Genomic DNA, 24,527 nt, shown 5'->3' with positions numbered 1-24,527 from the left:
CCGATTCACCCCAGGTTTGGCGCCAGCCATTTGGTGGCTTCTGCAATCGACCAGGCTTTGCGCGCAGCGTAATCTTCAAGTTGATCTTGCTGGATCTGCGCCACCGCGAAATAGCGGGCTTCGGGCAACGAAAAATACCAGCCGGACACGGACGCACCGGGCCACATGGCGAAGGACTCGGTCAATGTCATGCCGGTGTGCACCTGCGCATCAAGCAACTGCCACAAGGTATCTTTTTCCGTATGCTCCGGACAAGCGGCATAGCCGGGTGCCGGCCGGATCCCCTGATACCGTTCGCGAATAAGATCGTCATTGCTGAAATCCTCATCGGCAGCGTAACCCCAATGTTCACGACGTACCCGCTCATGCAGATACTCGGCAAACGCTTCGGCCAGACGATCGGCCACGGCTTTGACCATGATACTGTTGTAATCGTCACCGTCATCCAGAAAGCTTTTGGCCAGTTCGTCTTCACCGATGCCGGCCGTCACCGCGAAGGCACCGATGTAATCAGCAACACCGCTGTCTTTGGGCGCGACAAAATCGCTCAGACAGTAATTGGCGCCCTTAGGCTTATCGGTCTGCTGACGCAGGTGGTGAGCACGGTGCACTACCGCCTGGCGGGACTCATCGGCATAAATTTCAATATCATCACCGACCCGATTGGCCGGAAACAAACCAAATACCCCTTTGGCCTTCAGCTCACCGCTGGCGCACAACCGATCCAGCATGGCGTTGGCATCGTCGAACAAATGCCGGGCCTGTTCACCCACCACCTCATCATCCAAGATGCGCGGATATTTACCCGCCAATGACCAGGTCAGGAAGAACGGTGTCCAATCGATATACTTGCGCAGGGTTGCCAAATCCACTTCCACGGCCTGCACGCCCAGGACGTTTGGTCGTGGTGGCGTGTAATTCTGCCAATCGATGGACAGTCCGTTTTGCCGTGCCTCGGCCAGCGAGACCGGTTTACTGCGCGGCTGTTTGCGCGCATGTTGCTCTCGCACCACGTCGTATTCACGCTGTAACTGGGCGACGTACTCAGGACGATGCTCGGCCGACAACAATTTCTGACATACGCCCACCGCGCGACTGGCATTGGGTACGTAGGCCACAGGACCATCGTAGTGCTGCTCAATTTTGACCGCAGTATGGGCCTTTGAGGTGGTCGCCCCACCAATCAGCAGTGGGACATCGAATCCCAGGCGCTGCATTTCTTTGGCCACGTGCACCATCTCGTCCAGCGAAGGGGTGATAAGGCCAGACAAACCAATAATGTCGACATTTTCTGCCTTGGCAACCTCAAGGATTTTGGCCGCCGGTACCATCACGCCCAAATCAATGATTTCAAAGTTATTGCACTGCAACACCACGCCAACAATGTTTTTGCCGATGTCGTGCACATCCCCTTTGACGGTAGCCAGCAGGATTTTGCCATTGCTGCTGCCGGCGGCTTTTTCCCGCTCAATATAGGGTTCCAGATAGGCGACAGCCTTTTTCATTACCCGGGCAGATTTGACCACCTGGGGCAGGAACATTTTACCCTCACCAAACAAGTCGCCGACGATGTTCATGCCGTCCATCAACGGACCTTCAATCACATGCAACGGCTTCTCTGCCTGTTGTCGGGCAGCTTCAGTATCTTCTTCGATATAGTCTGTGATGCCTTTCACCAAGGCATGGGCCAGCCGTTCATTGACCGGTAGTTCACGCCACGCGAGATCCTGCTTTTCAACCGCTTTACCATCGCCCTGATACTTGGGCGCCAATGCCAGCAACCGATCGGTAGCATCATCACGACGATTGAGGATCACGTCCTCTACCGCATCGCGCAACTCGGCAGGAATGTCGTCATACACCGCGAGCTGCCCGGCATTCACGATGGCCATGTCCATGCCGGCTTTGATGGCGTGATACAAAAACACCGAGTGCATCGCTTCCCGCACCGGGTTGTTGCCGCGAAATGAAAAGGAAATGTTCGATAGCCCGCCCGACACATGACAGTGGGGCAGGTTTTCGCGAATGTGGCGCGTGGCTTCGATAAAGTCCACTGCGTAGTTATTGTGCTCGTCGATGCCGGTGGCGACGGCAAAAATGTTGGGATCAAAAATGATGTCTTCGGGCGCAAAGCCCACCTTTTCGGTCAGCAGGCGATAACTGCGTGTACAGATCTCTATTTTGCGCTGCTGGGTATCTGCCTGGCCGGTTTCATCAAACGCCATCACCACCGTCGCGGCACCGTAACGCTTGATCAACCGTGCCTGTTGCAGAAACGGTTCTTCACCTTCTTTCAGGCTGATGGAATTGACAATGGCTTTGCCCTGGACGCACTTCAAACCGGCTTCAATCACCGACCATTTGGAGGAGTCAATCATGATCGGTACCCGGCTGATGTCGGGTTCCGATGCGATCAGATTGAGGAAGCGCACCATCGCCGCCTCGGAATCCAACATCGCTTCATCCATATTGATGTCAATAACCTGGGCACCGTTTTCCACTTGCTGCCGGGCAACATCTAATGCGGTTTCATAATCCCCTTCCAGGATCAGACGCTTAAAACGGGCGCTCCCGGTAACGTTGGTACGCTCCCCCACGTTGACAAAGCTGGCACTGGCCTGCTGCATAAAACTGAACTCCTGTTACGCGTGGACAAAGGGCTCGAGGCCGGACAACCGCATTTTAACCGGCACCTGTGGCACCCGACGAGGCGTGATATCTGCCACCGCATCCGCAATGGCGGCAATGTGTTCGGGGGTACTGCCGCAGCAACCACCGACAATGTTGACCAGGCCAGACTCGGCCCACTCCCGGATGTGCGCCGCCATTTCATCCGCGGTCAGATCATACTCGCCGAACTCATTCGGCAAACCGGCATTTGGGTGCGCCGATACCAGGCACTCGGCAATAGTGGCAATTTCTTCCACGTACTGACGCAATAAATCAGGCCCTAACGCGCAGTTCAATCCGAACGCGACCGGACGAATATGGCGTAAAGAGTAATAAAACGCTTCTGCGGTTTGCCCGGACAGGGTGCGACCGGAGGCGTCGGTAATGGTGCCACTGATCATCACCGGCACATCGACCCCGCGCTCACTCAATACCTGATCCACCGCAAATGCAGCGGCTTTGGCATTCAGTGTATCAAACACGGTCTCGATCAATAGCAAATCACTGCCGCCGTCCAACAGTCCCTCAGTGGCCTCAACGTAGGCTTCAACCAATTGATCAAAGGTCACATTGCGTTTACCCGGGTCGTTCACATCCGGTGAGATCGAGGCGGTACGGTTGGTAGGGCCCAGCACCCCCGCGACCCAGCGGGGACGGTCAGGTGTTTGCGCGGTTTTGGCATCCGCCGCCCGTCGCGCCACCTGTGCGGCGGCCACATTGATCTCCCGCGCCAGCGACTGCATGTCGTAATCGGCCATCGCGATGGTGGTCGCATTGAACGTGTTGGTCTCGATAATGTCAGCGCCTGCATCCAGGTAGGCACGATGAATGTCTTCAATGATGTCAGGTTGGGTCAGCACCAAGAGGTCGTTATTGCCTTTGACGTCACAATGCCAATCATTGAAGCGCTCGCCCCGGTAATCCGACTCTTCCAGGCGATGCCGCTGGATCATGGTGCCCATAGCGCCGTCAAGGATCAGGATTCGCTGCGCCGCGGCGGCCAGCACTGTTTCTCGCTGCAATGTACTCACCTTAACTCCTTAGCTCGATGAACTGGATAGCGTGTTCAAATCGTACGGTGTGTTCTGATACACAAAATAATTCAACCAGTTGGTAAATAACAGGGTTCCGTGCGACCGCCAGGTCACGTTTTTGTCATTGCTCGGATCGTCATTGACAAAGTAGTGCTGGGGAACCTTGGGTGCAAGCCCTGCCTGCACATCCCGCCAGTATTCCTGTTCCAGTGTATCGGGGTCGTATTCTGGGTGTCCGGTCACAAACACCAGCCGTTTGTCCAGGGACGCAATCAGATACGGACCGGTATGCGCGGAGGTTGCAAGCACCTCGAGTTCCTCAACATCATCATAAGCCGAGGCCGGAATTTCACCGTAGCGACTGTGCGGCGCATCAAACTGAGGGTCAAAGCCGCGCATTAATTCATTCTTGTCGTCCTGTACCCGGTGGGAAAATACCCCGACCAGTTTGTCCTCTCGCAGACGGCGATTAATTCCATAAAAATGATAGATAGCAGCATGAGCAGCCCAACACAGAAACATGGTGGATTGCACATGACGTCGCGCCCAGTCCATGATGGTTGTCATCCGGTCCCAGTACTTGACGTCCTCATACTCGAGGTGCGCCAACGGTGCCCCAGTGACAATCAATCCATCGTAGCGCTTGTCGGCAACATCGTCGAAGGCATGATAAAAGGCATCCATGTGGGCCTTCGGGGTATTTTTCGGTGCCTGATTGTCAATCCTGATCAGGTCGATGTTGATTTGTAGCGGCGTATTCGACAACAGACGCAGGATCTGAACCTCGGTTTCAATCTTGTTCGGCATCAAATTCAGGATCCCAACTTCCAGCGGACGGATGTCCTGATGAGCAGCACGCATCATGTCCATCACAAAAATATTCTCTCCATTGAGGATCTCTTGTGCGGGTAAATCTGCGGGAATGCGAATCGGCATGCTGTCTCTCCGTGATTGAAACAAGCCCACACTGTGGCGGATAGCAAACTAAATGTCAACTTCTTTACGTCTAGACGTCTAAACATTTAAACTGCCTATCGTCACCGACACTTTTCGACCGCTGGTCGTGTTCGGCTTGCTCATCCAGCCCATTCCATCAATGCTCACTGCAAGACAGATTTGCAGGCTTACTATGCTCACCCGACGCCAATTCATCAAAACGTCCGCACTTGCTACCCTTGGCGCCATGCTGCCGGTCGCGTCTTTTGCCAGGCCGCGGATTGACGTGCCCTACCCGATTGGTATGGGCACCTGGATAACCTTCAATGTGGGCCGTCATCCGGCCTTATTGGAAGCCCGTCAGGCGGTATTGGCAGCGTTTCTGGATGCCGGTGGGCAACTGATTGATTCCTCGCCGATGTACGGCTCCTCCGAAGCCGTACTGGGTCATTGCCTCAAGCAACTGGATGCCCGCGACCAGGTTTACTGCGCGACCAAAACCTGGACCTCATCCGCCGAAGATGCATTGCACCAGCGCGACATGTCCTTACACCTTTGGGGAAGGCCTCGTATTGACTTATTACAGGTGCACAATCTGCAGGGATGGCAACAACATCTGCCACGTTATCGCGCATGGCAAGCCGAAGGCTTGGTTGGCAGCATTGGAGTAACCACCTCACACGCCAGACGGCATGACGACCTCGACCAGATACTGCGCAGTCAATCGATGGATTACCTGCAACTGTCCTACAATCTGGCCAACGAATCCGCCCACAACATCCTGGCATTGGCGCAGGACAAAGGCATCAAGGTGATCGCCAACCGCCCGTTCGCCGGTGGCCATCTGTTTGACACGGTGCGCAATCAGCCTTTACCGGACGAAGCCCGGAATTTGGGCTGCCAATGCTGGTCACACGTGTTTCTGCGGTATGTGTTATCGCACCCTGCTATCAGCCACGCGATCCCCGCCACCCGTCAGGTGCCGCATATGATTGAAAACATGTCTGCACTGAATACGCCACTGCCGGATCAACAGGGTCGTCGGGCGCTCAAACAGTTATGGACCCACTTCGCATGAACTACCAGTTGGAGCATTTTCTGCTATTTTCCGCCCAAACCTACGATGTCATCATCCAGGCCCATGCACAATTAAGCCTGCCAATCAGTGTGCTGATCCTGATGACCTGTTTGTATGGCGCCTGGCATTTGTGGCGTGTCGGCAATGCTCGCTGGATTGCCATTGCCCTGACCATAGCCTGGTGCTGGCTGAGCTGGCATTTTTACACCATCACCTACAGCAGCATCAACCCATGGGCATTGTGGGGAGGCGGCTTCGGGCTGTTGATGATCACCGCCAGCATTGCAGCCGCCGTCACCGACAACACGGTCTGGACGCACAAACAGCGGTGTCACCTGTTGGTGGGATGTCTGTTTACCCTGATCATTTTCCCGGCGTTAATGCTGTTGCTCCCGCCACTTGCCTGGCTAGGTGTGGGGGTCATACCGCTGCCGACGCTGATGCTGAGCCTGGCATTTTTCCACCAATTACGGTTCAAAGGGCGGGTGGTATTGCTGATGCTGTTGTATCTGTGGTTGGGACTTGAAGGGATAACCCTGTACGCGATGGGGAATGGAATATGGCAGGTGATTCCTGTGGTGTTGGTGATCTACCCGCTAATGATGGCGAAACTGCCCAACGCATTGCCCCGGCATTTGCTCAGTTAGCTTTGTGTGCCTGGTGCAGGGCAAACAGCATTTCTGCTTCCCCCCTGGGGATTTCGCATTCATCAACGATGTCCTGCACACTGGCACCATCCGCCAACAAGCGCTCAGCTTTACGATAAAGCCGTTGTTCCGGCGACTGCTCAGACAGCAATTCAATCTGACTGGACATTGCATCAAGCTGTTGCTGTACCTCCTGCAGTGCAGAAGCCTGCTCCTTTGCCTGGCGTTGAGCAGCATCCTGGCTATCACCCTGTTGCTGGCGCAGGGAGTCCAGGCTGCGCTGTTGTTGCTGAAGCTGCGACAACAACGACTGTTGGGCTTTCAGGCACACGTCGATATCATCCAACGCCTCCTGCAGCGTCCGCTGCAGGACAGTGTAGCGGTGCATCTGACGCAGGATCAGCAACAGTAGCACTGCGCCAACGGCAGCGCCCACCAGCCAGGGCCATTGCAGATCAATCATGCACAATTATCCATAAAAAAGCCCTGTGAGTGACAACAGGGCTTTACGCGCTTTGCGGGGATCAGATATTGCTGATCTCTTCCCACTCTTCATCACTCAGCAGCTTGTTCAAATCTACCAGGATCAACAACTCGCCATCGCGGTTACTCACACCCTGAATAAACTTGGCGCTTTCTTCGGTGCCCACGTTCGGCGCACTGTCAATCTCCGACGATTTCAGGTACACCACCTCGGCAACACTGTCGACCAGAATACCCACAACTTGTTCATCGGATTCAATGATCACGATTCGCGTATTGTCGGTGATGTCTGTCGGTGGTAATCCAAACCGTGAACGGGTATCAATGACCGTGACCACGTTGCCACGCAAGTTAATGATCCCCAATACGTAGTCAGGTGCGCCAGGTACAGGCGCAATTTCGGTATGACGCAGCACTTCCTGCACCTGCATCACATTAATGCCGTAAGTTTCATCTCCCAGTCGGTATGTTACCCACTGCAAAACCTCATCATTGGCGTCCGTCGCACTGTTGGCGCTTCTATCATCAGTCATTAGACCTGCTCCCGAGCACGCTGCATCTACTGTTCATTACTGCCAAGTCCTTGGTCCAGCATGGCAATCAATTGTCTGACATTAACCAAGGCACACATTTTTTCTTTCACCATTCCGGCGAGCCATGGGCGCTTACCATGCGCCTCGCGCCACTTGACGTCTTCCGGCGCCAGAGTGGCGGTTGTAACCAGGCGCTCACATGCAAGCCCCCAATCACTGTTATCTAACATAATAAGATATTGATAATTTAAGGTTTCTGCCAGTTTTTCGTCATATTTTTCTGGCATAACCCAGCGCGCGGTGTCCACCACACTGAGTTTTTCATCCCGATGCAACATCACACCTTTGAACCACGCGGGCTTACCGAACAGCGGTCCAATCTTGTCCAACTGATGAATTCCGCCCAGTGATGTCAGGGGAACAGCCATCTTCAACCCTGCCACCTCAAAGAACAACGCCTGAAACGATTCTTCAGGTATTGTCGCCGAATCGACGTCAAGGGCATGATATTCCTCTGGTTCTTTGTTTTCGACCTCGGCCAGCGTTTCTTTAATTTGCTCAACTTCATCCACCACAGCCTGCTGGTCCTCAGGGAGCTCAACAGGTGTACTGATGGGTGAGGCAGACTCTAACAGTTTAGCCACCTGTTCCCGTTTGGGATCGGCTTCTACCGGCGCTTCATGCAGTAACGAAGACAGATACGCTTCCATCACCTCTTCTTTGGCAAACGGCGTACCACTCATACTTCTTTCTCCAACTGCTGTAATTGTTTCAATAAACTGGCATAGGCATATACACCACGGGATTTGGGGCAATACACCGATGGCGGTGACTGGGCTTGGCTGGCGTCCCGAAACCGGGTATCCACCGGGATTACGCCCTGCCACACATTGTCACCATACTCCTTGCGCAGGGTTTCATACGCATCTGCAGCCGCGTTAACCCGCTTATCATACATGGTCGGTATGATCTTATACGCAAACTCCCGCCCTTGAGATCGGGTCAGGATTTCCAGCGTATGCATCATTCTGTCCAACCCTTTAAGGGCCAGAAACTCGGTTTGTACTGGTACCAGTACCCGCTGACAGGCGGCCAGTGCATTGACCATTAATACACCCAATACCGGTGGACAGTCCATTAGCACATAGTCGAATTCATCACGCACCGTGTCCAGCGCCTTTTTCAGCACCAACCCCATGCCCGCCTGCGTTCCCATACTGCGATCCAGGGTGGCTAGCGCCATCGTCGCCGGTAGCATGAACAATGAATCCAGTTTGGTTGGACACAGCGAATCCATTACACCGTCTTTGCTGATACCATTAGGGGTCGTGAAGACATCGTACAAACTGTGATTCAGTTCCTCAGAGTCAACGCCAAAATAATAACTGAGCGAAGCATGGGGATCGGTATCGACCAATAGCACACGATGGCCTTGCTGCGCTAGAAGGCCGCCCAAAGTCACAGTGGTTGTGGTTTTTCCGACGCCCCCCTTCTGGTTGGCGATGGCCCAAATGATCACGCAGCTTCCCTAACGTTTTTAATACGGCGCCCTGAGTTCAGGAGGCCCGCATTTCGGAACAAATATGGCTGGCAATCTCAGACAGTGGCAAGTTTTTCTCGGCCAATCTGGCACTGGTAACCGCCTGAGGCATCCCATACACCACACAGGTTTTCTCATCCTGTGCCCAAATCTTAGCACCTTTACTGTGTAATGCGCGGCAGCCTTCCCTGCCATCGGCCCCCATACCGGTGAGTATGACTCCCAGCACATCCCCGCCAAATACCCGGGCGATGGAGGTAAAGGTTAAATCCACGCTGGGTTTGTAGGTTACGTTGGGCAGATTATCCCCATCGACTATCGACAAGCGGGGCATCTGTGCACTGCCATCAACCACCATCTGCTTACCGCCGGGCGCCAGATAAGCGTGTCCCGGACGCAAAATATCGCCATGCTGGGCCTCTTTAACGTCAATTTGACAGCCACGGTTGAGACGCTCAGCAAATGCATGAGTAAAGGTTCCTGGCATGTGCTGTACCAACAGGATCGGGTACGGGAAATTGGCCGGAAACGCGGTCAGAATGGTTTGCAGCGCAACAGGCCCCCCGGTCGAGGTGCCGATTGCCAACACTTTGTATTGTTTGCCCGAAGAGGTGCCAGGCCGGCTAAACGTGCGCTCCGGTGCTGAACTTGCGCCGGTCGCTTCGTTCAATGACCGGGACGGGCGTAAAAACTGTTTGGTTTGAGCGGTGGTACCGGGTGACGTGCGCGCTATCGTTGGTCGAGGACTGAGCATCGCACCTTTACGACGCCCCAACGCTTTAACCCGGCTTTGCAATAAATCGATGGCTTCTTTACGGTTGCCGGCAATGTCTTCGAACTTCTTGGGCAGAAAGTCCAGTGCGCCGGCATCCAACGCGTCCAACGTCGCTTCAGCGCCATCATGGGTCAATGAAGAGAACATCAGGATAGGCACCGGTGTTTTCGCCATGATCTGACGCACCGCTGTAATGCCGTCCATCACCGGCATTTCGACGTCCATGGTCACTACGTCCGGTTTCAGCTCCGCAACCTGGGTAATCGCCTGCTCACCGTTGCGAGCTTCACCCACCACAGTGAGGTTGGGGTCCTGATCGAGAATTTCTTTAACGCGGCGGCGAAAAAAAGTAGAGTCATCAACAACTAAGACACGGTAAGCCATCGCGATGCGACATCCTCCTGAAACTGATTATTTGGGAATTTTCTTTGCGTACCGCTTGAGCAGGCTTGGAATATCAATGATCAAGGCAATGCCACCGTCACTGGTAATCGTGGCGCCGGCCATGCCCGGTGTACCTTGCAACAAGGCGTCCAGGGGCTTGATCACCACTTCTTCCTGACCAATCAAAGCGTCGACCACGAAGCCCACTTGCTGGGTGCCTATCTGCACCACAACCACGTGACCTTTTTCTTTATCGATAGGCCCTTTCTTACGCATCAACCACTCACGTAAGTAGAACAAAGGGATCGCCTTGGAACGAACAATCATGGTCAGTTGACCATCAACCGTATTGGTCTTGCTCATGTCCATGTTGATAATTTCATTCACCGAACCGAGGGGTAACGCGAACGTTTGCTCGCCAACAACAATCATCAAGGTCGGCAAAATAGCCAGTGTTAACGGCACTTTGATGTCAAGGCGCGTACCTTTGCCCAATTGAGAATCAATCGCTACGGTACCGTTTAGCTGGTTAATTTTGGTTTTAACCACATCCATGCCCACACCACGACCGGAGATATCCGAAATCTCCGTCTTGGTAGAGAAACCCGGTGCAAAAATCAGGTTGAACGCTTCAACATCCGACATACGTGCAGCGGCATCGGCATCCAGTACACCACGGCTAATGGCAATGTCTTTCAGCTTATCCGGGTCCATGCCTTTACCATCGTCTTCGATGGTCAGCAGAATATGGTCACCTTCCTGAGATGCAGCCAGTTTCACGGTTCCCATACTGGGCTTACCCGCGGCAACACGCTCTTGGGGCATTTCAATACCATGGTCTACCGAGTTGCGCACCAAATGCACCAATGGATCAGCCAGCGCTTCAACCAGGTTTTTATCCAGATCGGTCTCTTCACCTTCCAGTTGCAGTGTAATTTCTTTTTTCAGGCTTCGCGCCAGATCACGCACCACCCGAGGGAAGCGACCAAAGACTTTCTTGATTGGCTGCATGCGCGTCTTCATTACTGCGCCCTGCAAATCGCCCGTTACCACATCCAGGTTGGCAATCGCCTTGGACATTGCTTCGTCATTGACGTTGATGCCCAGGCTAAGCAGACGGTTCCGTACCAGCACCAACTCCCCCACCATGTTCATGATTTGGTCAAGACGCTTGGTGTCGACCCGTACGGTGGTTTCTCCCTGTGCCGCGCTGGCAGCAGGTTTCTTTTCGTCCCGTTTGGCCGGTGGCGAGCCTGCACCGCCCGAAGCGGCGGCAGGCTTCGGTGCGGGTGCCGGCGCAGGTGCTGGCGCCGGCGCGGGGGCCGGTGTTGCCTTGGGTGCTGGTGCAGGTGCAGGTGCAGGTGCAGGTGCAGGAGATGGTGTTGGCGCAGGTTTTACTGCTGCCACTTCATCTTTGCCCGGGCCTTTACCTTCGCCGTGCAACTGGTCCAGCAACGCTTCAAATTCGTCGTCGGTGATATCTTCTTCAGCACCATCACCACCCGAAGGGGCTGGGGTTGGGGTTGGTGCTGGCGATGCAGCCGCAGCCTTTTCTTCGGCACTGAACTTACCCTCGCCATGCAACTGATCCAGCAAAGCTTCGAACTCATCGTCGGTGATGTCTTCATCACTGTCATCTGCACTGGGTTGCGGCGCTGGGGCCGGGGCTGGTGTTGATGCTTTACCGGGCGCACTGTCACCGTGCAACTCATCGAGCAAAGCCTCGAATTCGTCTTCGGTAATTTCGTCAATACTGCCATCATCTGCGCCGCTCGCTTCAGCAGCGGGTGCAGGTGTAGGTGCAGGTTCCGGGGTTGGAGCAGGCGCTTGAGCAGCACCATCGTCAGACACGATTTCTATTGGTGCCTCATCCTGACTTTCAGGCTTGCTGAGCCGGTGCAGGGTATCCAACAGGGCCTGGTCGGCCGGCTCAAGAGGTTCGCGGGCTTTGACACTTTCGAACATGGCAACCACCACATCGGTGGCTTGCAAAATCACATCCATCAATTCAGGGGTCAGTGTCCGTTGACCGTTACGCATCACATCAAACACGTTTTCAGCACCGTGACAGATGTCAACAAGTTCGGTCAGCGACAGAAACCCGGCGCCGCCCTTAACGGTGTGATAGCCGCGAAAAATGGCGTTCAACAAATCCGAATTTTGCGGATTGTTTTCCAAATCGACGAGTTGCTCTTGCAACTGCTCCAGGATCTCTCCGGCTTCTACCAGAAAGTCCTGTAGGATATCCTCGTCAACATCAAAAGCCATGTATCAGCTCCCCTTAAAAACCCAGACTCGAAAGCAAGTCATCAACGTCGTCTTGTCCGGACACCACGTCATCTCGACTGTCGGCATCAATGATCGGACCTTCTGCTTTCACGTTATCGGTCTGATCGTCTTTTTTCTTAGACTTTTCATTCATTTCGGGTTCGCCGAACATGGTCAACATGTGAACCAAACTGTCTTCTACTTCTTTGACCAGTTCGATGACGCGACGAATAACCTGACCGGTCAAATCCTGATAGCCCTGGGCCATCAGAACTTCCGTCAACAACTCAGCCAGCTTGGCTGATTCCTTGCTCGAATCTTCAAGCAGTGCATCTAAGTCATAGCAGAGTGTTTTGAATTCACCAAGTTCCATCTGGCGGTTCATCAGCTTTTTCCATTCGGGCAGAATACCCGCCATACGCTCATTGATTTTCTCGGCAATGGGCATACTGGTTTCCACCGCATCCATGGTGGTATTGGCCGCTTGCTCGGTGGTTTCAATCACGTAGGCAAGACGACTTTGGGCATCGGGAATGTCCGATGTGGCAAGGTCGGCGATACGACCGTCAAGCTGAAAACTGTTCAGAGAATCGTGCAACTGCCGCGTCAGTTTGCCCACTTCGGCAAACAGTTCGACAGAATCATTAATCGTGTGGGCCTCAACGAGTTCGTTGGCGGCTTTTACGTCACCCGCTTCGAGCAAACTCACCAGTTGACGAGCGTCCTCAAGGGATATTGTTGGTTGTTCAGAGCTACTCATACAGCTTCTCCAAGGCGCCGAGGATCAGCGTTGAGGCTAGCCGAGGCGTTCAAAGATTTTGTCGAGCTTCTCTTTCAGCGTTGCGGCGGTGAAAGGCTTGACAACATAGCCGTTAACGCCGGCCTGAGCAGCTGCAACAATTTGTTCCTTCTTCGCTTCTGCAGTCACCATCAGCACCGGTAGATGCTTGAGGTTGTCGTCAGAACGAATCGCACGTAGCAAATCGATACCCTGCATGCCTGGCATGTTCCAATCGGTGACGACAAAATCAAAATCGCCTTGTTGCAACATGGGTAACGCTGTGCTGCCATCGTCAGCTTCCTGAACGTTGGTAAAACCCAGGTCTTTCAACAGGTTTTTAATGATTCGTCGCATTGTGGAAAAATCGTCCACAACGAGAATTTTCATGTTTTTATCCAAAACTGCCTCCGGTGAGGATTCGACTCGTTATTATTGTTAGGTTTTATTCGTCCGAACGCCAGGATTGCATTCGGTGTTTCAATTTCAACATGGCCTGACTGTGTATCTGACTCACTCGAGATTCACTGACTTCCAGGACTTCGCCAATTTCGCGTAAATTCAACTCTTCATCATAGTAGAGTGACAAAACAATGGCTTCTCGCTCGGGTAGAGTAGTAATAGCATGCGCGAGGGCTTTTTGAAATGATCCCTGCAACAAATCCTCGAACGGTGTATCGCTGCCTTTGGTTTGCTCGGTGGTGATCACATCCTCGGTCACACCGAGGTCTTCAATACCGATTATCTTGCCTGCATTGACCTCTGACAACATCTGATGATAGTCATCAAGGCTAACATTCATTTTCTGTGCAATATCAACATCACGGGCATCACGACCCGTTTCTCGCTCAACCTGCGCGATGGCTTCGGTGATCGCGCGGCTGTTCTTGTGTACAGACCGAGGCGTCCAGTCGCCCTTGCGGATCTCATCCAACATGGCGCCACGGATACGGATCCCGGCGAAGGTCTCAAAGCTCGCGCCTTTAGAGCCGTCAAAATTACGCGCAGCCTCCAGCAAGCCAATCATGCCTGACTGAATCAGGTCATCGACCAATACACTGGCCGGCAATCGCGCCATCAAATGGTGCGCAATGCGCTTAACCAGTGGTGCATGCCGCTCCACCAATTGCGTCTTGTCGGCGTGTTGCTGATAAGCCGCCGCTTTACTGTTCACTGCTGGCCACCTGCCCTTTCTCAGCCACCAATTGCTCGAGGAAAAATTCTAAGTGCCCGCCCGGTTGCGACGGAATTGGCCAACTGAGGGCCTTGTCTGCCAACTGTGTGATGGCCAGCGCCGCCGGACTGCTCGGGAACGCATCAACGATAGCCCGCTGCTTGCGCACTGACTTACGGATATTTTCGTCGTAAGGGACCGTCGCAACCAATTCCAGTGCCACGTCCAGGAACCGCCCTGTCACTTTGGACAACTTGGCAAACAGTTCCTGTCCTTCTCGCAGGTTACGCACCATGTTGGCAATGATTTTAAACTTGAATACACCGTGGTCACGGTTAAGGATCTTGATCAGTGCGTAAGCATCGGTCAGTGATGTGGGTTCATCACACACCACCACCATAATATCCTGAGATGCGCGGGAAAAGCTCAGCACCATATCCGATATACCGGCAGCGGTATCAACGATCAAAACATCGATAGGGGTACGCAACTCACTGAAAGCGCGGATCAGGCCGGCGTGCTCGGTAGACGTCAGCTCGGTCATGGATTGGGTGCCAGAGGTTGCCGGGGCAATCTTTATACCATGAGGGCCCTCAACCAACACATCATCCAACGTACACTCACCGGACAGTACATGGGACAGGTTCTTATCTACCCGCAACCCCAGCATCACGTCGACGTTAGCCAAGCCAAGGTCAGCATCAAGCACCATGACGCGCTTGCCTTGTTTGGCCATGGCGATTGCAGTGTTAAGGGTGATGTTGGTTTTACCGACACCGCCCTTCCCGCCGGTCACTGCAATGACCTTGATTAATCGGTTCTGATTCATTCTTCTTAAGCTACTCGCTTGATCGTCTGTCATACTGCGTGAGCTCGCTTGGCCTCTGCCTGATTAGCAGTATGCGCCAAAGCGTACTTTTTATAAAGTTTGGCGGCGGTCGTGATCAAATATTTTGCATCGGCGACGTGCAAATCCTCCGGGACCTGCTGCCCATTGGTCAGGTAGCTGACCGGTAACCGATGCGAAATCGCTGCACTCACCGCCTCGCCGAGACTGTAACACTCATCCAATTTAGTGAAAATACATCCTTGCAAAGAAATCTGGTTGTAGGTGTTGATTGTTCGTTCCATCACCTGATACTGGCTGTTTGCCTGCATCACCAGATACTTTTTTATACTAGCACAAGAATGTGTGCGCAAGGTATCTAACTGTTTGATTAATCTCGAATCTCTTTGCCCAAAGCCAGCAGAGTCAATCAACACAAGGCGCTTGTTGCGCAACTGGTACAGAACATCGGCCAATTCTTGTTCATTGTGGGCTTTTTTCACCGCACAGCCAATGATCTTGCCGTAGGTCGCCAACTGCTCAAAGGCAGCAATTCGGTAGGAATCGATGGTTACCAGGGCCACCTGATCCTGACCGTATTTCTGCGCATAGCGGGCGGCCAACTTGGCCACAGTCGTGGTTTTTCCGGTACCCGTAGGCCCTACCAGTGCAACCACACCCTGTGCATTAAGTATACTATCACCGGTGGTATGAATACGATTAGCCAATAGTTTGAGAAGATAAACCCAGGCTTGGCGTTCGTCGCACGCTTCCGGCGTATATGACACCACTTCATCGGCCAATGCGGGCTCTATACCCATCTGCTCAAGTCGGCCAGCGAGGTAATTGTGTAGCGGATGAGCACGGCGACGGTCCTGTTCGATCAGGCCGGAGACCTGGAACTGCAGTACGTTGCGCAGTGACGCCAACTCCTGACGAATGTCCTGCAAGTCTTTATCACTGGTTGAACTAGCCTGCTGGCTGGCCGCTACCGGTGTGCTTGAAGCAGACTGTGGCGCAGCCGCAGCCGGGCGTTGTTGAGCTGGCGTGGAGGCAGGCGCGGAGGATGGCGTGGAGACAGACCCACGGCTGTCCTGCGCAGCGGGCTGTGAGGGCTCAGCCTGGGCACTGGCGGCCGCTTTGGATTGCTGTTCCAGCAACGCCCGTAAACTGTCAGGGCCACTGTCACCGATAATATCGCTCAGTGACGGCGATTTCTTACCTGCAGGCGAGGGTTTCGGCATCAATGAAGGACTGGGTTCCCGATCATAGGCGGCGACAATCTCGATACCGTCACCGACTTTTTTGTTCGACATAATGACGGCCTCGCCACCCAGCTCTGTTTTAACCTGTGCCAATGCATCACGCATGTCTTTGCCAAAAAAACGTCTGATTTTCACTGTTGCCCCCTCATGTGGCCTGACTAAGGTGCTCTCGCGTCAGATTATTGACCGACGGCACTGACAATTCGGATTTGCTTGTCATCGGGGATTTCCTGATAGCTCAGGACATGCAACCCGGACACAGCATGTTTCAGGAAGCGGGACAGTACAGGCCGCAACAGACCTGACGTCAACAACACTGCAGGTTCACCTTCCAGCTCTCGTTGTTGACCCGCTTCACGCAGGGAATTTTGTAGTTTCTCGGCCAGTCCCGGCTCAATACCGGCGCCATCTTCTCCACCTGCCTGCAAAGACTGGTGCAACATCTGTTCCAATTCTGGAGCCAAAGTTATGACAGGCAGTTCTCCTTCGCCGCCATTGATCTCCTGCACAATCAGGCGCTTGAGGGCAATCCGCACGGCAGACACCAGTACATCAGGATCCTGACTCTTCGGCCCGTATTCACACAGGGTCTGCACGATGGTACGCATATCGCGGATTGGAACGCCTTCGTACAACAAGGTTTGCAAGACTTTAACCACGGTGCTGAGCGGCAGGATATCAGGCACCAGGCCTTCCACCAGTTTCGGATTGTGCTTGGCCAACATGTCCAGCAGTTGTTGAACTTCCTCATGTCCCAACAACTGATAGGCATTATTGGTCAGCAACTGACTCAGGTGAGTCGCCACCACGGTTGCAGCATCGACCACGGTATAACCCAGTGTCTGGGCATGCTCCCGTTGTTCAGGCCGGATCCACACTGCATCCAGGCCAAAGGCCGGATCCCGTGTTGGCGTGCCTTCCAGTTTGCCGAACACCTGTCCGGGGTTTATCGCCAGTTCATCATCATGGGAGATTTCGGCGTCACCCACGGTGACACCCAACATGGCGATCGTGTACGTATTGGGCGAAAGATCGAGGTTGTCACGAATGTGCACCGGCGGGATAAGGAATCCCAGTTCTTGCGACAGCTTTTTGCGCACGCCCTTGATACGGGTCAGCAATTCGCCGCCCTGGGACTTGTCCACCAGCGGGATCAAACGGTAGCCCACTTCCAGACCGATGGTATCGACGTGCTGTACATCATCCCACCCCAACTCTTTGATCTCAGCCGGTTGCTGATTCTGTTCAGGCAGGTTGTCCAGCACCTCGGGTTCTTCCGCACGCTTCTGCGCCATGTATTGGCCGTAGTACGCAACACCACCAACCAGCGCTGAGAAGCCAAGGAATGCTAGGTGAGGCATTCCCGGCACGATGCCCATGACAAACAAAATACCGGCCGTCACATACAAAGCACGCTGATTGCCCAACTGGGTTTGCAGTTCCTGCCCCATCTCCTGGGACTCATTTTCACGGGTCACGATGATCGCCGTTGCAACGGACAGCAACAGCGACGGGATTTGGGCAACCAAACCATCACCGATGGTCAGGATAGTGTAGATTTCGATGGCATCGCCGAACGCCAGATCATGTTGAATAATGCCGATAAACAAGCCACCGACAATATTGATCAACATAATGAACAAACCGGCGACCGCGTCCCCTTTGACGAATTTTGACGCACCGTCCATGGAACCGTAGAAATCGGCTTCGCTGGTGATTTCAATACGGCGACGGCGGGCTTCATCCTGATCGATATAGCCCGCATTCAGATCAGCATCGATCGCCATTTGCTTGCCGGGCATCGCATCCAACGTAAAGCGGGCACTTACTTCGGAAATACGCCCCGCACCGGCGGTCACCACTTTGAAGTTAATGATCAGCAAGATGGCAAACACCACGATACCCACCGCATAGTTACCACCAATCACCACTTCACCGAATGCCTGGATCACTTTACCGGCCGCATCACCGCCTTCGTGTCCTTCCAGCAAAACAACCCGGGTTGAGGCCACATTCAGCGCCAGCCGCAATACTGTCGCAATCAACAGCACGAGCGGGAAAATCCCGAATTCAATTGGACGCTGGGTAAATACCGCGACCAGAATGACCACCAATGACAGGGCAATATTGAAACTGAACAGAATGTCCAGCAAGAAGGCCGGCATCGGCAGGATAACCATGCCCATGATGGCAAGCAGCACCAACGGCGCGCCGACACCATTGGTCAGGCGCTTAACTTTACTTTTATCGAATCTATTCAGGTAGCCAGCCAGTTCCATACAACAAGATTTTGACGCTTAGAAGGAATGCTGGGGTTACTGCAACTAGGATGCCAACTTCATTAGAACAAGCGGGCCTTGATGGCGGACACAAAAAAGCCCGGCAGTGACCGGGCTTTTAGGTGGAGTTTTTGACGGGTTTAAGCGCGACGACGACGGGCAACCAACACCAGTCCACCGAGCAACAATGCCAGCATTGAAGGCTCAGAAACCGCTGTTGATTGGGGTGCTGAGAAGCTCAGGAAGCCTTCGAAAGCCAAACCCTGCAAGTCAGAAATATACACATAATCACCGTTCACGATACCGTCGAAAACGTTTTGACTGAACACGTCTGTGAAGGATGTGTAGAAGCCATTGATACCCGACATAGGATCCAAATCATCAAACAGCGTAGCGGTTACAGCAAACAGACCCGCAAAGGCATCATCGTCCTGTGTCAGGCTCAGGTTGCCGAACGTGATTTCAAACGCAAAGCTGCTGTCCAGCATGCTGTCGACCAGGCCGACAGACACATTGTCAGATTCGTATTGAATGGTACCAAACAGGCTGCCACTATCGGCCATTGATACGCCGAAGGCGTTACCAGCATCCGCTGACAGCAGGTCGATGGTGATGTCCTGAGTGATCAGAACCGCATTCGCGGAGAAAGACGTAGCCATCAGGGCTGACAGCAGCACGGTTGCTTGCGCAAGGGATTTCAACAGCTTCATTACTCTTACCTTAGATTATTCATCGTATATGCCATCTTCTGTGGCGCCGCGCAGGTAAAAGCAAAAAGCAGACCAGTTTAAAAAAATCAATAATTTTCAAAGGGTTAAAATATTACAGGGCGGTTACAGCCAGGATCCGTTAAGGATCCTGACAGTTTGGTCAAATTAATCACCGTCTTTGTGGGTGTCTGATTTAGCCTGCTTGACCACGTCCGGGTCGATAAAGTCGGCGTCTTTGTCGGAAGGGTCACCCACAACGTCTTCCAGACGCACTCTGGGTACGGTTCTGAAGGTATTGATGGGACCGGCCAGTGCATACAGCATAAACACAACAAACAACACCAGTGCAGGCTCAGTTGCCACGATCACGAACACCAGCATGACAATCAACAGCGCCACAAACGGCACTTTACCGTGCCAGTTAACTTCCTTGAATGAATTGTATTTAAAGTTGCTGACCATCAACAAACCGGCAATGCCGGTTAACAATGCCACCAACACCCCAAAGTCGTTGCCGTCAATGTCGTATTCAACACCAACCCACACCATGCCGGCCACCAACGCTGCCGCTGCCGGACTCGCCAGGCCCTGGAAAAAGCGCTTATCGGCAACCGCCAGTTGGGTATTGAAGCGGGCCAAACGTAACGCAGCACCTGCAACGTATACAAATGCCGCCAGCCAACCAATTTTGCCTAACCCAGAAAGTCCCCAATTGTAAGCAACCAGCGCCGGCGCAACACCAAAGGACACCATGTCGGCCATCGAATCGTATTCAGCACCAAATTCACTCTGTGTATTGGTGATACGGGCCACCCGGCCATCCAGTCCATCAAAAATCATCGCCACGAAAATCGCCACGGCAGCGGCTTCAAATCGCCCCTGCATGGACGCGACGACGGCGAAAAAGCCGGAAAACAATCCTGCCGTGGTCAGAAGATTGGGCAACAAGTAGATCCCGCGGGGTTTTTGCTGTGTCATTACCACTCCTTAAAAAATACAGGCGCAACCATAGCACAGGTCGAAACTGTCGGCATAGCCAACCTGCTCACCAACGTCCAACGGTGGCGTGTGTCGTGCGGTTGCACCTGCACGTTATTGGGTTTTATGCCCGATTATACCCTTTGATACGGGCAACAGTGAAAAGTGCCGTACACTGAACACCTGTAACCATGTCACCAATCGGTGACGGTGACTGTCGACATATTTTACATCCAGGTCTTACCAGAATTACAAAATATATTTTTATCTTTAAATATCAATAATTTGAATAGTTGGCAGAGGTTTTGCTTACTGTAATATATTAGGTAGAGAGAGAACCTGTCACACAGGGTGAGAACATGAAACGAGCATATTCACTGATAGCAGCCGTTGGGTTGATGAGCGCAGCACCGGCCATGGCCGATGTACAAACATGGGACTTTGTTTACGGCGCCGGCACTGGCATTGAAAACAATGATGCACATGGATTGGGTAGCGGTACCTACATTGACATGACCAGCGGCGGCATTGAGCTGGTGATCAGTGCATGGTCTTCATCTGGTAATTCTGGTTCATGCAGTGCAGGCGATCCTGCATGCGACAGCAGCCACAATGCATATGACCAGGACCCCTTCATTCAGCGTGCTGATCTGAAAAAATACGCTGGTTACGGCCTGGGTGCCGTTAATGCTGACGAAGGCGATGACAACCCCAATCACTCCTTTGACAACATTGGCAGTGCAACGGGGTGGTTAGACTATGACATGGCATTGCTGCAATTCGACACCGCGGTGGCACTGGAAGAAATTGACATTAACTGGCGCGGCACCGATTCAGACATGACAGTGCTGACCTACACTGGCGGCGGTACGCTGGCGGGTAACCCGTTCGGCGCATCATCCACCTGGACTGATTTGCTCAACAACGGTTGGAGCCACGTAGGTAACTATGCAGACGTCAGCACCTCAAGCAATGCCATCATCAGTTCCGCCACCGAATCTCGTTACTACCTGGTGGGCGTATACAACCCAGGCTTCGGTACTGACAACTGGTCATATGGCAACGACGCCATCAAGATCGCGGGCATCACGACCTCTACCGGCAACACCACCGAAGTACCCGAGCCAGCCTCAGCGCTGCTGCTGGCAGCTGGCTTGTTCGGTTTAGCCCGTCGACAACGCAAAATGTCGTAACGACGCCGCAATTGCTCAAAAAAAGACGGCATGCCGTCTTTTTTTATACCTGCTATTCATGCATTGTGATCCGCAACTGTGTATGGTGGTGAGCTATGTTTAGACAATCCTTACGAGTAGTAACCATGTTTGGACGACTTCTTCCCCCCCGCTCCGTCGCATTGCTGACGTTGAGCCTGCTACTGTCTCCTTTGGCCGATGCCCGGTCGAAAAGCAGCGAATTTTACGAAAAGGCCTTGAACGCGTTCAATCAGAATGACGTCGAAGCCGCTTATATCCACCTCAAAAACAGCTTGCAGGCAGACAACAATTATCTGCCGGCTAAAATTCTGATGGGCAAAATCCTGATGGTCAGTGGCTATCTGGATGAAGCGGAAACCGAACTACAGGAATCCCTCGCCGCCGGTGCCGACACCAACCTGGTGGCTGAAACGCTGGGCAAGATTTGGTTATATCAAAAGCAGTATGACAAAATCATCAACGCCGATTTTAAAGGGTTGGATACCACCAATCAGATCAACTGGGCGCTGATTGTCGCCACTGCCTATTTGAACCAGGAGCAGGTTGAAAAAGCCCGCGACGCATATCAGAGCATTTTGCGCACTGCGCCGGATGATGTGCGCGCGTTAAACGCACTGGCCGCGATGGCACTGAACGAACAGGCGCTGGACACCGCCAATCAATACCTGCAGCGCGCCCAAACGCGCTCCCCCAAGGACCCATCGACATTGCGCCTGCTGGGCGAGTATCACCTCGCCGAAGGTAATGTGCCGGCAGCCGTTGAGGTGTTAGAGCGCGGCGAGCAAATCCATCCGGATAATCCACTGTTGCGACGTACCCTGATGAGTGCTTACCTGCAAAACCAGGATGAAGCCAAAGCCCGGGCACTCCTTGACAGGATCATTGAGCAAACACCGGACGACCCTACCGCGACACTGATGCATGCGTGGCTGGACGCCCGCAACAACAGCAATGAGGAAGCGGCGTCACAACTGGAGGCGTTGAGTGGCAAGCTCGCCAATCTCAATGAAGAAACCCTCAACGATTCGCCCAACCTGATCTACATTCAGGCCTTGGCGGCCTTCGCCAACAACCGCCTGGAAAAAGCCAGAACCTTCTTCTCCCAGTACCTTAATCGGGTACCCGACAACCTGGATGCACGCCGGATGCTGGCGCAAACACTCCTTCGACTGGGACAAGCCCGGGACGCACTGGAAGTGATGGAGCGTGGCGACGACGCCTATGCAAAAGATCTTGATGCCGGCATCATGTTGGGCGAGCTCTACCTGACCAATAACAAAGCCTTCAGAACGTTGGAACTGCTTAGCCGAATGCGCCAGCATTTTGGCCAGGATCGGCGACTCGATCTGCTGGAAATTAAGATGCTGATCGCACGGGAGCGTTACGACCAGGCTTTTCAGAAACTGGACGAATCACCCTACATCAACGATGACGTGCGGTTTGTGCTGACCAAAAGCATGCTTTACCTGCGCACCGGGCAATTTGACAAGGCCAATGAAATTGCTGACAAGCTATTGGAGCTGGCGCCTGACAACATCGACTTTTTGAATTTCAAATCGGCAGTGTTGATCAAAGTGAAAGATTGGCCCAATGCCATGACCTTTATCGAAAAAGTCCTTGCCGAACGACCTCAGCACTACGCCGCTCGCTTCAACCAGGTCACGGTGCTGGCTGCCTCAGGGCAGGGCCAACAAGCGTTACCTTTGGTCAAAACATTGCATGAGGAACAACCCGACAATCTCGAAACCCTGTTAATGTACGCAGGCTTGTTGCTGGATAATCAGCAACGCAATCTGGCGCAGGAAAAAATCAACCGCGCCCTGAAGATCGACCGTGACAACCTCCGGGCCAACCAATTGCAAGTCAATATTCTGTTAGGCGATGGCGAAAAAGATAAAGCCATTCGGGTGCTCAATAGCATGGTAAAAACTGCACCGGACAATCTGGACATCCAGTTGCAACGGGCGGGGCTGCTGCTCGACACTGGCAACCAGGAGCGCGCTGAACGGGAGTTTGCACGTATTGCCGAACAGGCCTCCGATAATCCTGGCGCGCTGGTTGCGTTGTCAGATCTTGAATACCGGGCACGCTTGTTTGATAACGCCAAGGCGCACCTTGAGCAGGCGATCAAACTGGCACCGGATCACGTTGCTGTTGGCATTGCCTACGTGCGCATGCAGATCGCCCTCGATGAAGACCAACGTGCGACGCGGCACCTGCGCCACTTATCCAAAAACCATGCTGAGCAACCCGAACTGATCGTGCTGGACGGTGATTTACTGCTACGCAACAATCAGCCCGATAAGGCATTTGAGCGCTACTGGCAAGCCTATCAGCAAGCCCCCTCGTACCGTCTAGCGTTGATCAAGTTGTACCAACTGGCAAAGCAGGGGGTCGCTCAGGACGCTTTTGCATCCCACATTGAATCCATGGTGGAAGCCAACCCGGAAAACCATTTCCAGCGCAACCTGTTGGCCGATCACTATGTCCACGCCAAGCAGCCCGACAAGGCCAAACGCCACTACCTGGCATTGGTCGAAGCCGACAACATTCCGAACAAAGCGGTGATTTTAAACAACCTTGCCAACCTATCACTTGACAGTGACCTGGAAGCTGCCGCTGAATTTATTCGACAAGCCATGGCCATTAACAGCGATTTATCGTCAGTGGTTGACACCCACGGCTGGATCCTGGCTCGCCAGGGACAATACGATGAAGCGCTGACCACATTGCGACGTGCTTTCGCGATGGATTCCAACGAACCCTCTATTCGTTATCACCTTGGTTATACGTTACACAAACTGGGTCGCAACTCGGAAGCGCAAGAAGAGTTAGCCGCCGCCATTGCCAGCGAATCTTCCTTCTCGGAGCGAGATGCAGCACAGCAATTGCTGGAGCAATTATAGTTTCGGCAATGCCCTATCAATCACACAAAAAACGGCGCTTTCGCGCCGT

The 24,527-nt window shown here is 53.3% G+C and carries 21 protein-coding genes; 4 read left to right on the top strand and 17 right to left on the bottom strand.

Going from position 1 to position 24,527, the window contains the following annotated elements; genetic code table 11:
• Positions 1-5: 5 nt before the first annotated feature.
• From metH to metA, 3 genes are read right to left on the bottom strand one after another with little or no spacing between them, the layout of a single operon-like run.
• A complete protein-coding gene (gene metH, locus LJ739_RS00810; RefSeq protein WP_229156698.1) occupies positions 6-2,627 on the bottom strand; it encodes a methionine synthase in 2,622 nt (873 codons plus the stop codon).
• A 15-nt stretch (positions 2,628-2,642) separates the two neighbouring features.
• Entirely contained in the window at positions 2,643-3,701 is a 1,059-nt protein-coding gene (locus tag LJ739_RS00805; protein ID WP_229156697.1) for a homocysteine S-methyltransferase family protein, read from the bottom strand.
• A 9-nt stretch (positions 3,702-3,710) separates the two neighbouring features.
• Positions 3,711-4,640, bottom strand: coding sequence for a homoserine O-acetyltransferase MetA (gene metA / locus LJ739_RS00800; protein ID WP_229156696.1), 930 nt, complete (start codon positions 4,638-4,640; stop codon positions 3,711-3,713).
• A 193-nt stretch (positions 4,641-4,833) separates the two neighbouring features.
• On the opposite strand from metA, the gene LJ739_RS00795 reads away from it, so the two are divergent.
• Both LJ739_RS00795 and LJ739_RS00790 read left to right on the top strand, forming a co-directional pair.
• Positions 4,834-5,718 carry an aldo/keto reductase gene (locus LJ739_RS00795; protein WP_229156695.1) on the top strand — a complete coding sequence of 295 codons (885 nt, stop codon included), beginning with the start codon at positions 4,834-4,836 and terminating at the stop codon, positions 5,716-5,718.
• On the top strand, positions 5,715-6,365 hold the full coding sequence (locus tag LJ739_RS00790) for a hypothetical protein (RefSeq protein WP_229156694.1): 651 nt from the start codon (positions 5,715-5,717) through the stop codon (positions 6,363-6,365). Before LJ739_RS00795 ends, LJ739_RS00790 begins: the two co-directional genes overlap by 4 nt.
• Here the strand turns inward: LJ739_RS00790 and LJ739_RS00785 are convergent.
• From LJ739_RS00785 to pssA, 14 genes are all read right to left on the bottom strand, one after another.
• Positions 6,358-6,828, bottom strand: coding sequence for a DUF2802 domain-containing protein (locus tag LJ739_RS00785; RefSeq protein WP_229156693.1), 471 nt, complete (start codon positions 6,826-6,828; stop codon positions 6,358-6,360). The two genes, LJ739_RS00790 and LJ739_RS00785, sit on opposite strands and share 8 nt — an antisense overlap.
• A gap of 61 nt (positions 6,829-6,889) precedes the next feature.
• Positions 6,890-7,381: a chemotaxis protein CheW gene (locus tag LJ739_RS00780; protein WP_229156692.1), complete on the bottom strand. Its 492-nt coding sequence runs from the start codon at positions 7,379-7,381 to the stop codon at positions 6,890-6,892.
• 26 nt (positions 7,382-7,407) lie between these two features.
• Entirely contained in the window at positions 7,408-8,124 is a 717-nt protein-coding gene (locus LJ739_RS00775) for a chemotaxis protein CheW (protein ID WP_229156691.1), read from the bottom strand.
• On the bottom strand, positions 8,121-8,900 hold the full coding sequence (locus LJ739_RS00770; protein WP_229156690.1) for a ParA family protein: 780 nt from the start codon (positions 8,898-8,900) through the stop codon (positions 8,121-8,123). The genes LJ739_RS00775 and LJ739_RS00770 overlap by 4 nt, the downstream gene beginning before the upstream one ends.
• A gap of 37 nt (positions 8,901-8,937) precedes the next feature.
• The gene (locus LJ739_RS00765; protein ID WP_229156689.1) at positions 8,938-10,080 is read right to left on the bottom strand and encodes a protein-glutamate methylesterase/protein-glutamine glutaminase; all 1,143 of its coding nucleotides are present in this window, start codon (positions 10,078-10,080) and stop codon (positions 8,938-8,940) included.
• A 27-nt stretch (positions 10,081-10,107) separates the two neighbouring features.
• Positions 10,108-12,348: a chemotaxis protein CheA gene (locus tag LJ739_RS00760; protein ID WP_229156688.1), complete on the bottom strand. Its 2,241-nt coding sequence runs from the start codon at positions 12,346-12,348 to the stop codon at positions 10,108-10,110.
• Between the two features lie 13 nt (positions 12,349-12,361).
• Entirely contained in the window at positions 12,362-13,108 is a 747-nt protein-coding gene (locus LJ739_RS00755; RefSeq protein WP_229156687.1) for a protein phosphatase CheZ, read from the bottom strand.
• A 36-nt stretch (positions 13,109-13,144) separates the two neighbouring features.
• Positions 13,145-13,528 carry a chemotaxis response regulator CheY gene (cheY, locus tag LJ739_RS00750; RefSeq protein ID WP_229156686.1) on the bottom strand — a complete coding sequence of 128 codons (384 nt, stop codon included), beginning with the start codon at positions 13,526-13,528 and terminating at the stop codon, positions 13,145-13,147.
• Between the two features lie 43 nt (positions 13,529-13,571).
• Positions 13,572-14,300 carry an RNA polymerase sigma factor FliA gene (locus LJ739_RS00745; protein WP_229156685.1) on the bottom strand — a complete coding sequence of 243 codons (729 nt, stop codon included), beginning with the start codon at positions 14,298-14,300 and terminating at the stop codon, positions 13,572-13,574.
• Positions 14,290-15,162 carry a MinD/ParA family protein gene (locus LJ739_RS00740; RefSeq protein ID WP_229156684.1) on the bottom strand — a complete coding sequence of 291 codons (873 nt, stop codon included), beginning with the start codon at positions 15,160-15,162 and terminating at the stop codon, positions 14,290-14,292. The genes LJ739_RS00745 and LJ739_RS00740 overlap by 11 nt, the downstream gene beginning before the upstream one ends.
• Positions 15,159-16,526, bottom strand: a complete 1,368-nt coding sequence (gene flhF / locus LJ739_RS00735; RefSeq protein WP_229156683.1) for a flagellar biosynthesis protein FlhF — start codon at positions 16,524-16,526, stop codon at positions 15,159-15,161. Before flhF ends, LJ739_RS00740 begins: the two co-directional genes overlap by 4 nt.
• A gap of 44 nt (positions 16,527-16,570) precedes the next feature.
• Complete coding sequence (gene flhA, locus LJ739_RS00730; protein ID WP_229156682.1) at positions 16,571-18,670, bottom strand: flagellar biosynthesis protein FlhA; 2,100 nt, start codon at positions 18,668-18,670, stop codon at positions 16,571-16,573.
• A 140-nt stretch (positions 18,671-18,810) separates the two neighbouring features.
• Positions 18,811-19,380: a PEP-CTERM sorting domain-containing protein gene (locus LJ739_RS00725; protein ID WP_229156681.1), complete on the bottom strand. Its 570-nt coding sequence runs from the start codon at positions 19,378-19,380 to the stop codon at positions 18,811-18,813.
• A gap of 165 nt (positions 19,381-19,545) precedes the next feature.
• Positions 19,546-20,358, bottom strand: coding sequence for a CDP-diacylglycerol--serine O-phosphatidyltransferase (pssA, locus tag LJ739_RS00720; protein WP_229156680.1), 813 nt, complete (start codon positions 20,356-20,358; stop codon positions 19,546-19,548).
• 359 nt (positions 20,359-20,717) lie between these two features.
• Between pssA and xdp1 the strand changes: the two genes are divergently transcribed.
• Complete coding sequence (gene xdp1 / locus LJ739_RS00715) at positions 20,718-21,551, top strand: exosortase-dependent surface protein XDP1 (protein ID WP_229156679.1); 834 nt, start codon at positions 20,718-20,720, stop codon at positions 21,549-21,551.
• 125 nt (positions 21,552-21,676) lie between these two features.
• Entirely contained in the window at positions 21,677-24,478 is a 2,802-nt protein-coding gene (gene prsT / locus LJ739_RS00710; protein WP_229156678.1) for an XrtA/PEP-CTERM system TPR-repeat protein PrsT, read from the top strand.
• The last annotated feature ends 49 nt before the right edge of the window (positions 24,479-24,527 follow it).

This window comes from Fluctibacter halophilus (assembly GCF_020687825.1).
Taxonomy (GTDB): Bacteria; Pseudomonadota; Gammaproteobacteria; order Enterobacterales; family Alteromonadaceae; genus Fluctibacter; species Fluctibacter halophilus.
Note: the sequence above shows the minus strand (reverse complement) of the source record. Positions and strands in the feature narration are given on the sequence as shown.

Bases quoted from the DNA above. Each gene is read 5' to 3' on its own strand.
- metH (WP_229156698.1), bottom strand. From the start codon at position 2,627: ATGCAGCAGGCCAGTGCCAGCTTTGTCAACGTGGGGGAGCGTACCAAC.
- metA (WP_229156696.1), bottom strand. From the start codon at position 4,640: ATGCCGATTCGCATTCCCGCAGATTTACCCGCACAAGAGATCCTCAAT.
- LJ739_RS00795 (WP_229156695.1), top strand. From the start codon at position 4,834: ATGCTCACCCGACGCCAATTCATCAAAACGTCCGCACTTGCTACCCTT.
- LJ739_RS00790 (WP_229156694.1), top strand. From the start codon at position 5,715: ATGAACTACCAGTTGGAGCATTTTCTGCTATTTTCCGCCCAAACCTAC.
- LJ739_RS00785 (WP_229156693.1), bottom strand. From the start codon at position 6,828: ATGATTGATCTGCAATGGCCCTGGCTGGTGGGCGCTGCCGTTGGCGCA.
- LJ739_RS00780 (WP_229156692.1), bottom strand. From the start codon at position 7,381: ATGACTGATGATAGAAGCGCCAACAGTGCGACGGACGCCAATGATGAG.
- LJ739_RS00775 (WP_229156691.1), bottom strand. From the start codon at position 8,124: ATGAGTGGTACGCCGTTTGCCAAAGAAGAGGTGATGGAAGCGTATCTG.
- LJ739_RS00765 (WP_229156689.1), bottom strand. From the start codon at position 10,080: ATGGCTTACCGTGTCTTAGTTGTTGATGACTCTACTTTTTTTCGCCGC.
- LJ739_RS00760 (WP_229156688.1), bottom strand. From the start codon at position 12,348: ATGGCTTTTGATGTTGACGAGGATATCCTACAGGACTTTCTGGTAGAA.
- LJ739_RS00755 (WP_229156687.1), bottom strand. From the start codon at position 13,108: ATGAGTAGCTCTGAACAACCAACAATATCCCTTGAGGACGCTCGTCAA.
- LJ739_RS00740 (WP_229156684.1), bottom strand. From the start codon at position 15,162: ATGACAGACGATCAAGCGAGTAGCTTAAGAAGAATGAATCAGAACCGA.
- flhA (WP_229156682.1), bottom strand. From the start codon at position 18,670: ATGGAACTGGCTGGCTACCTGAATAGATTCGATAAAAGTAAAGTTAAG.
- LJ739_RS00725 (WP_229156681.1), bottom strand. From the start codon at position 19,380: ATGAAGCTGTTGAAATCCCTTGCGCAAGCAACCGTGCTGCTGTCAGCC.
- pssA (WP_229156680.1), bottom strand. From the start codon at position 20,358: ATGACACAGCAAAAACCCCGCGGGATCTACTTGTTGCCCAATCTTCTG.
- xdp1 (WP_229156679.1), top strand. From the start codon at position 20,718: ATGAAACGAGCATATTCACTGATAGCAGCCGTTGGGTTGATGAGCGCA.
- prsT (WP_229156678.1), top strand. From the start codon at position 21,677: ATGTTTGGACGACTTCTTCCCCCCCGCTCCGTCGCATTGCTGACGTTG.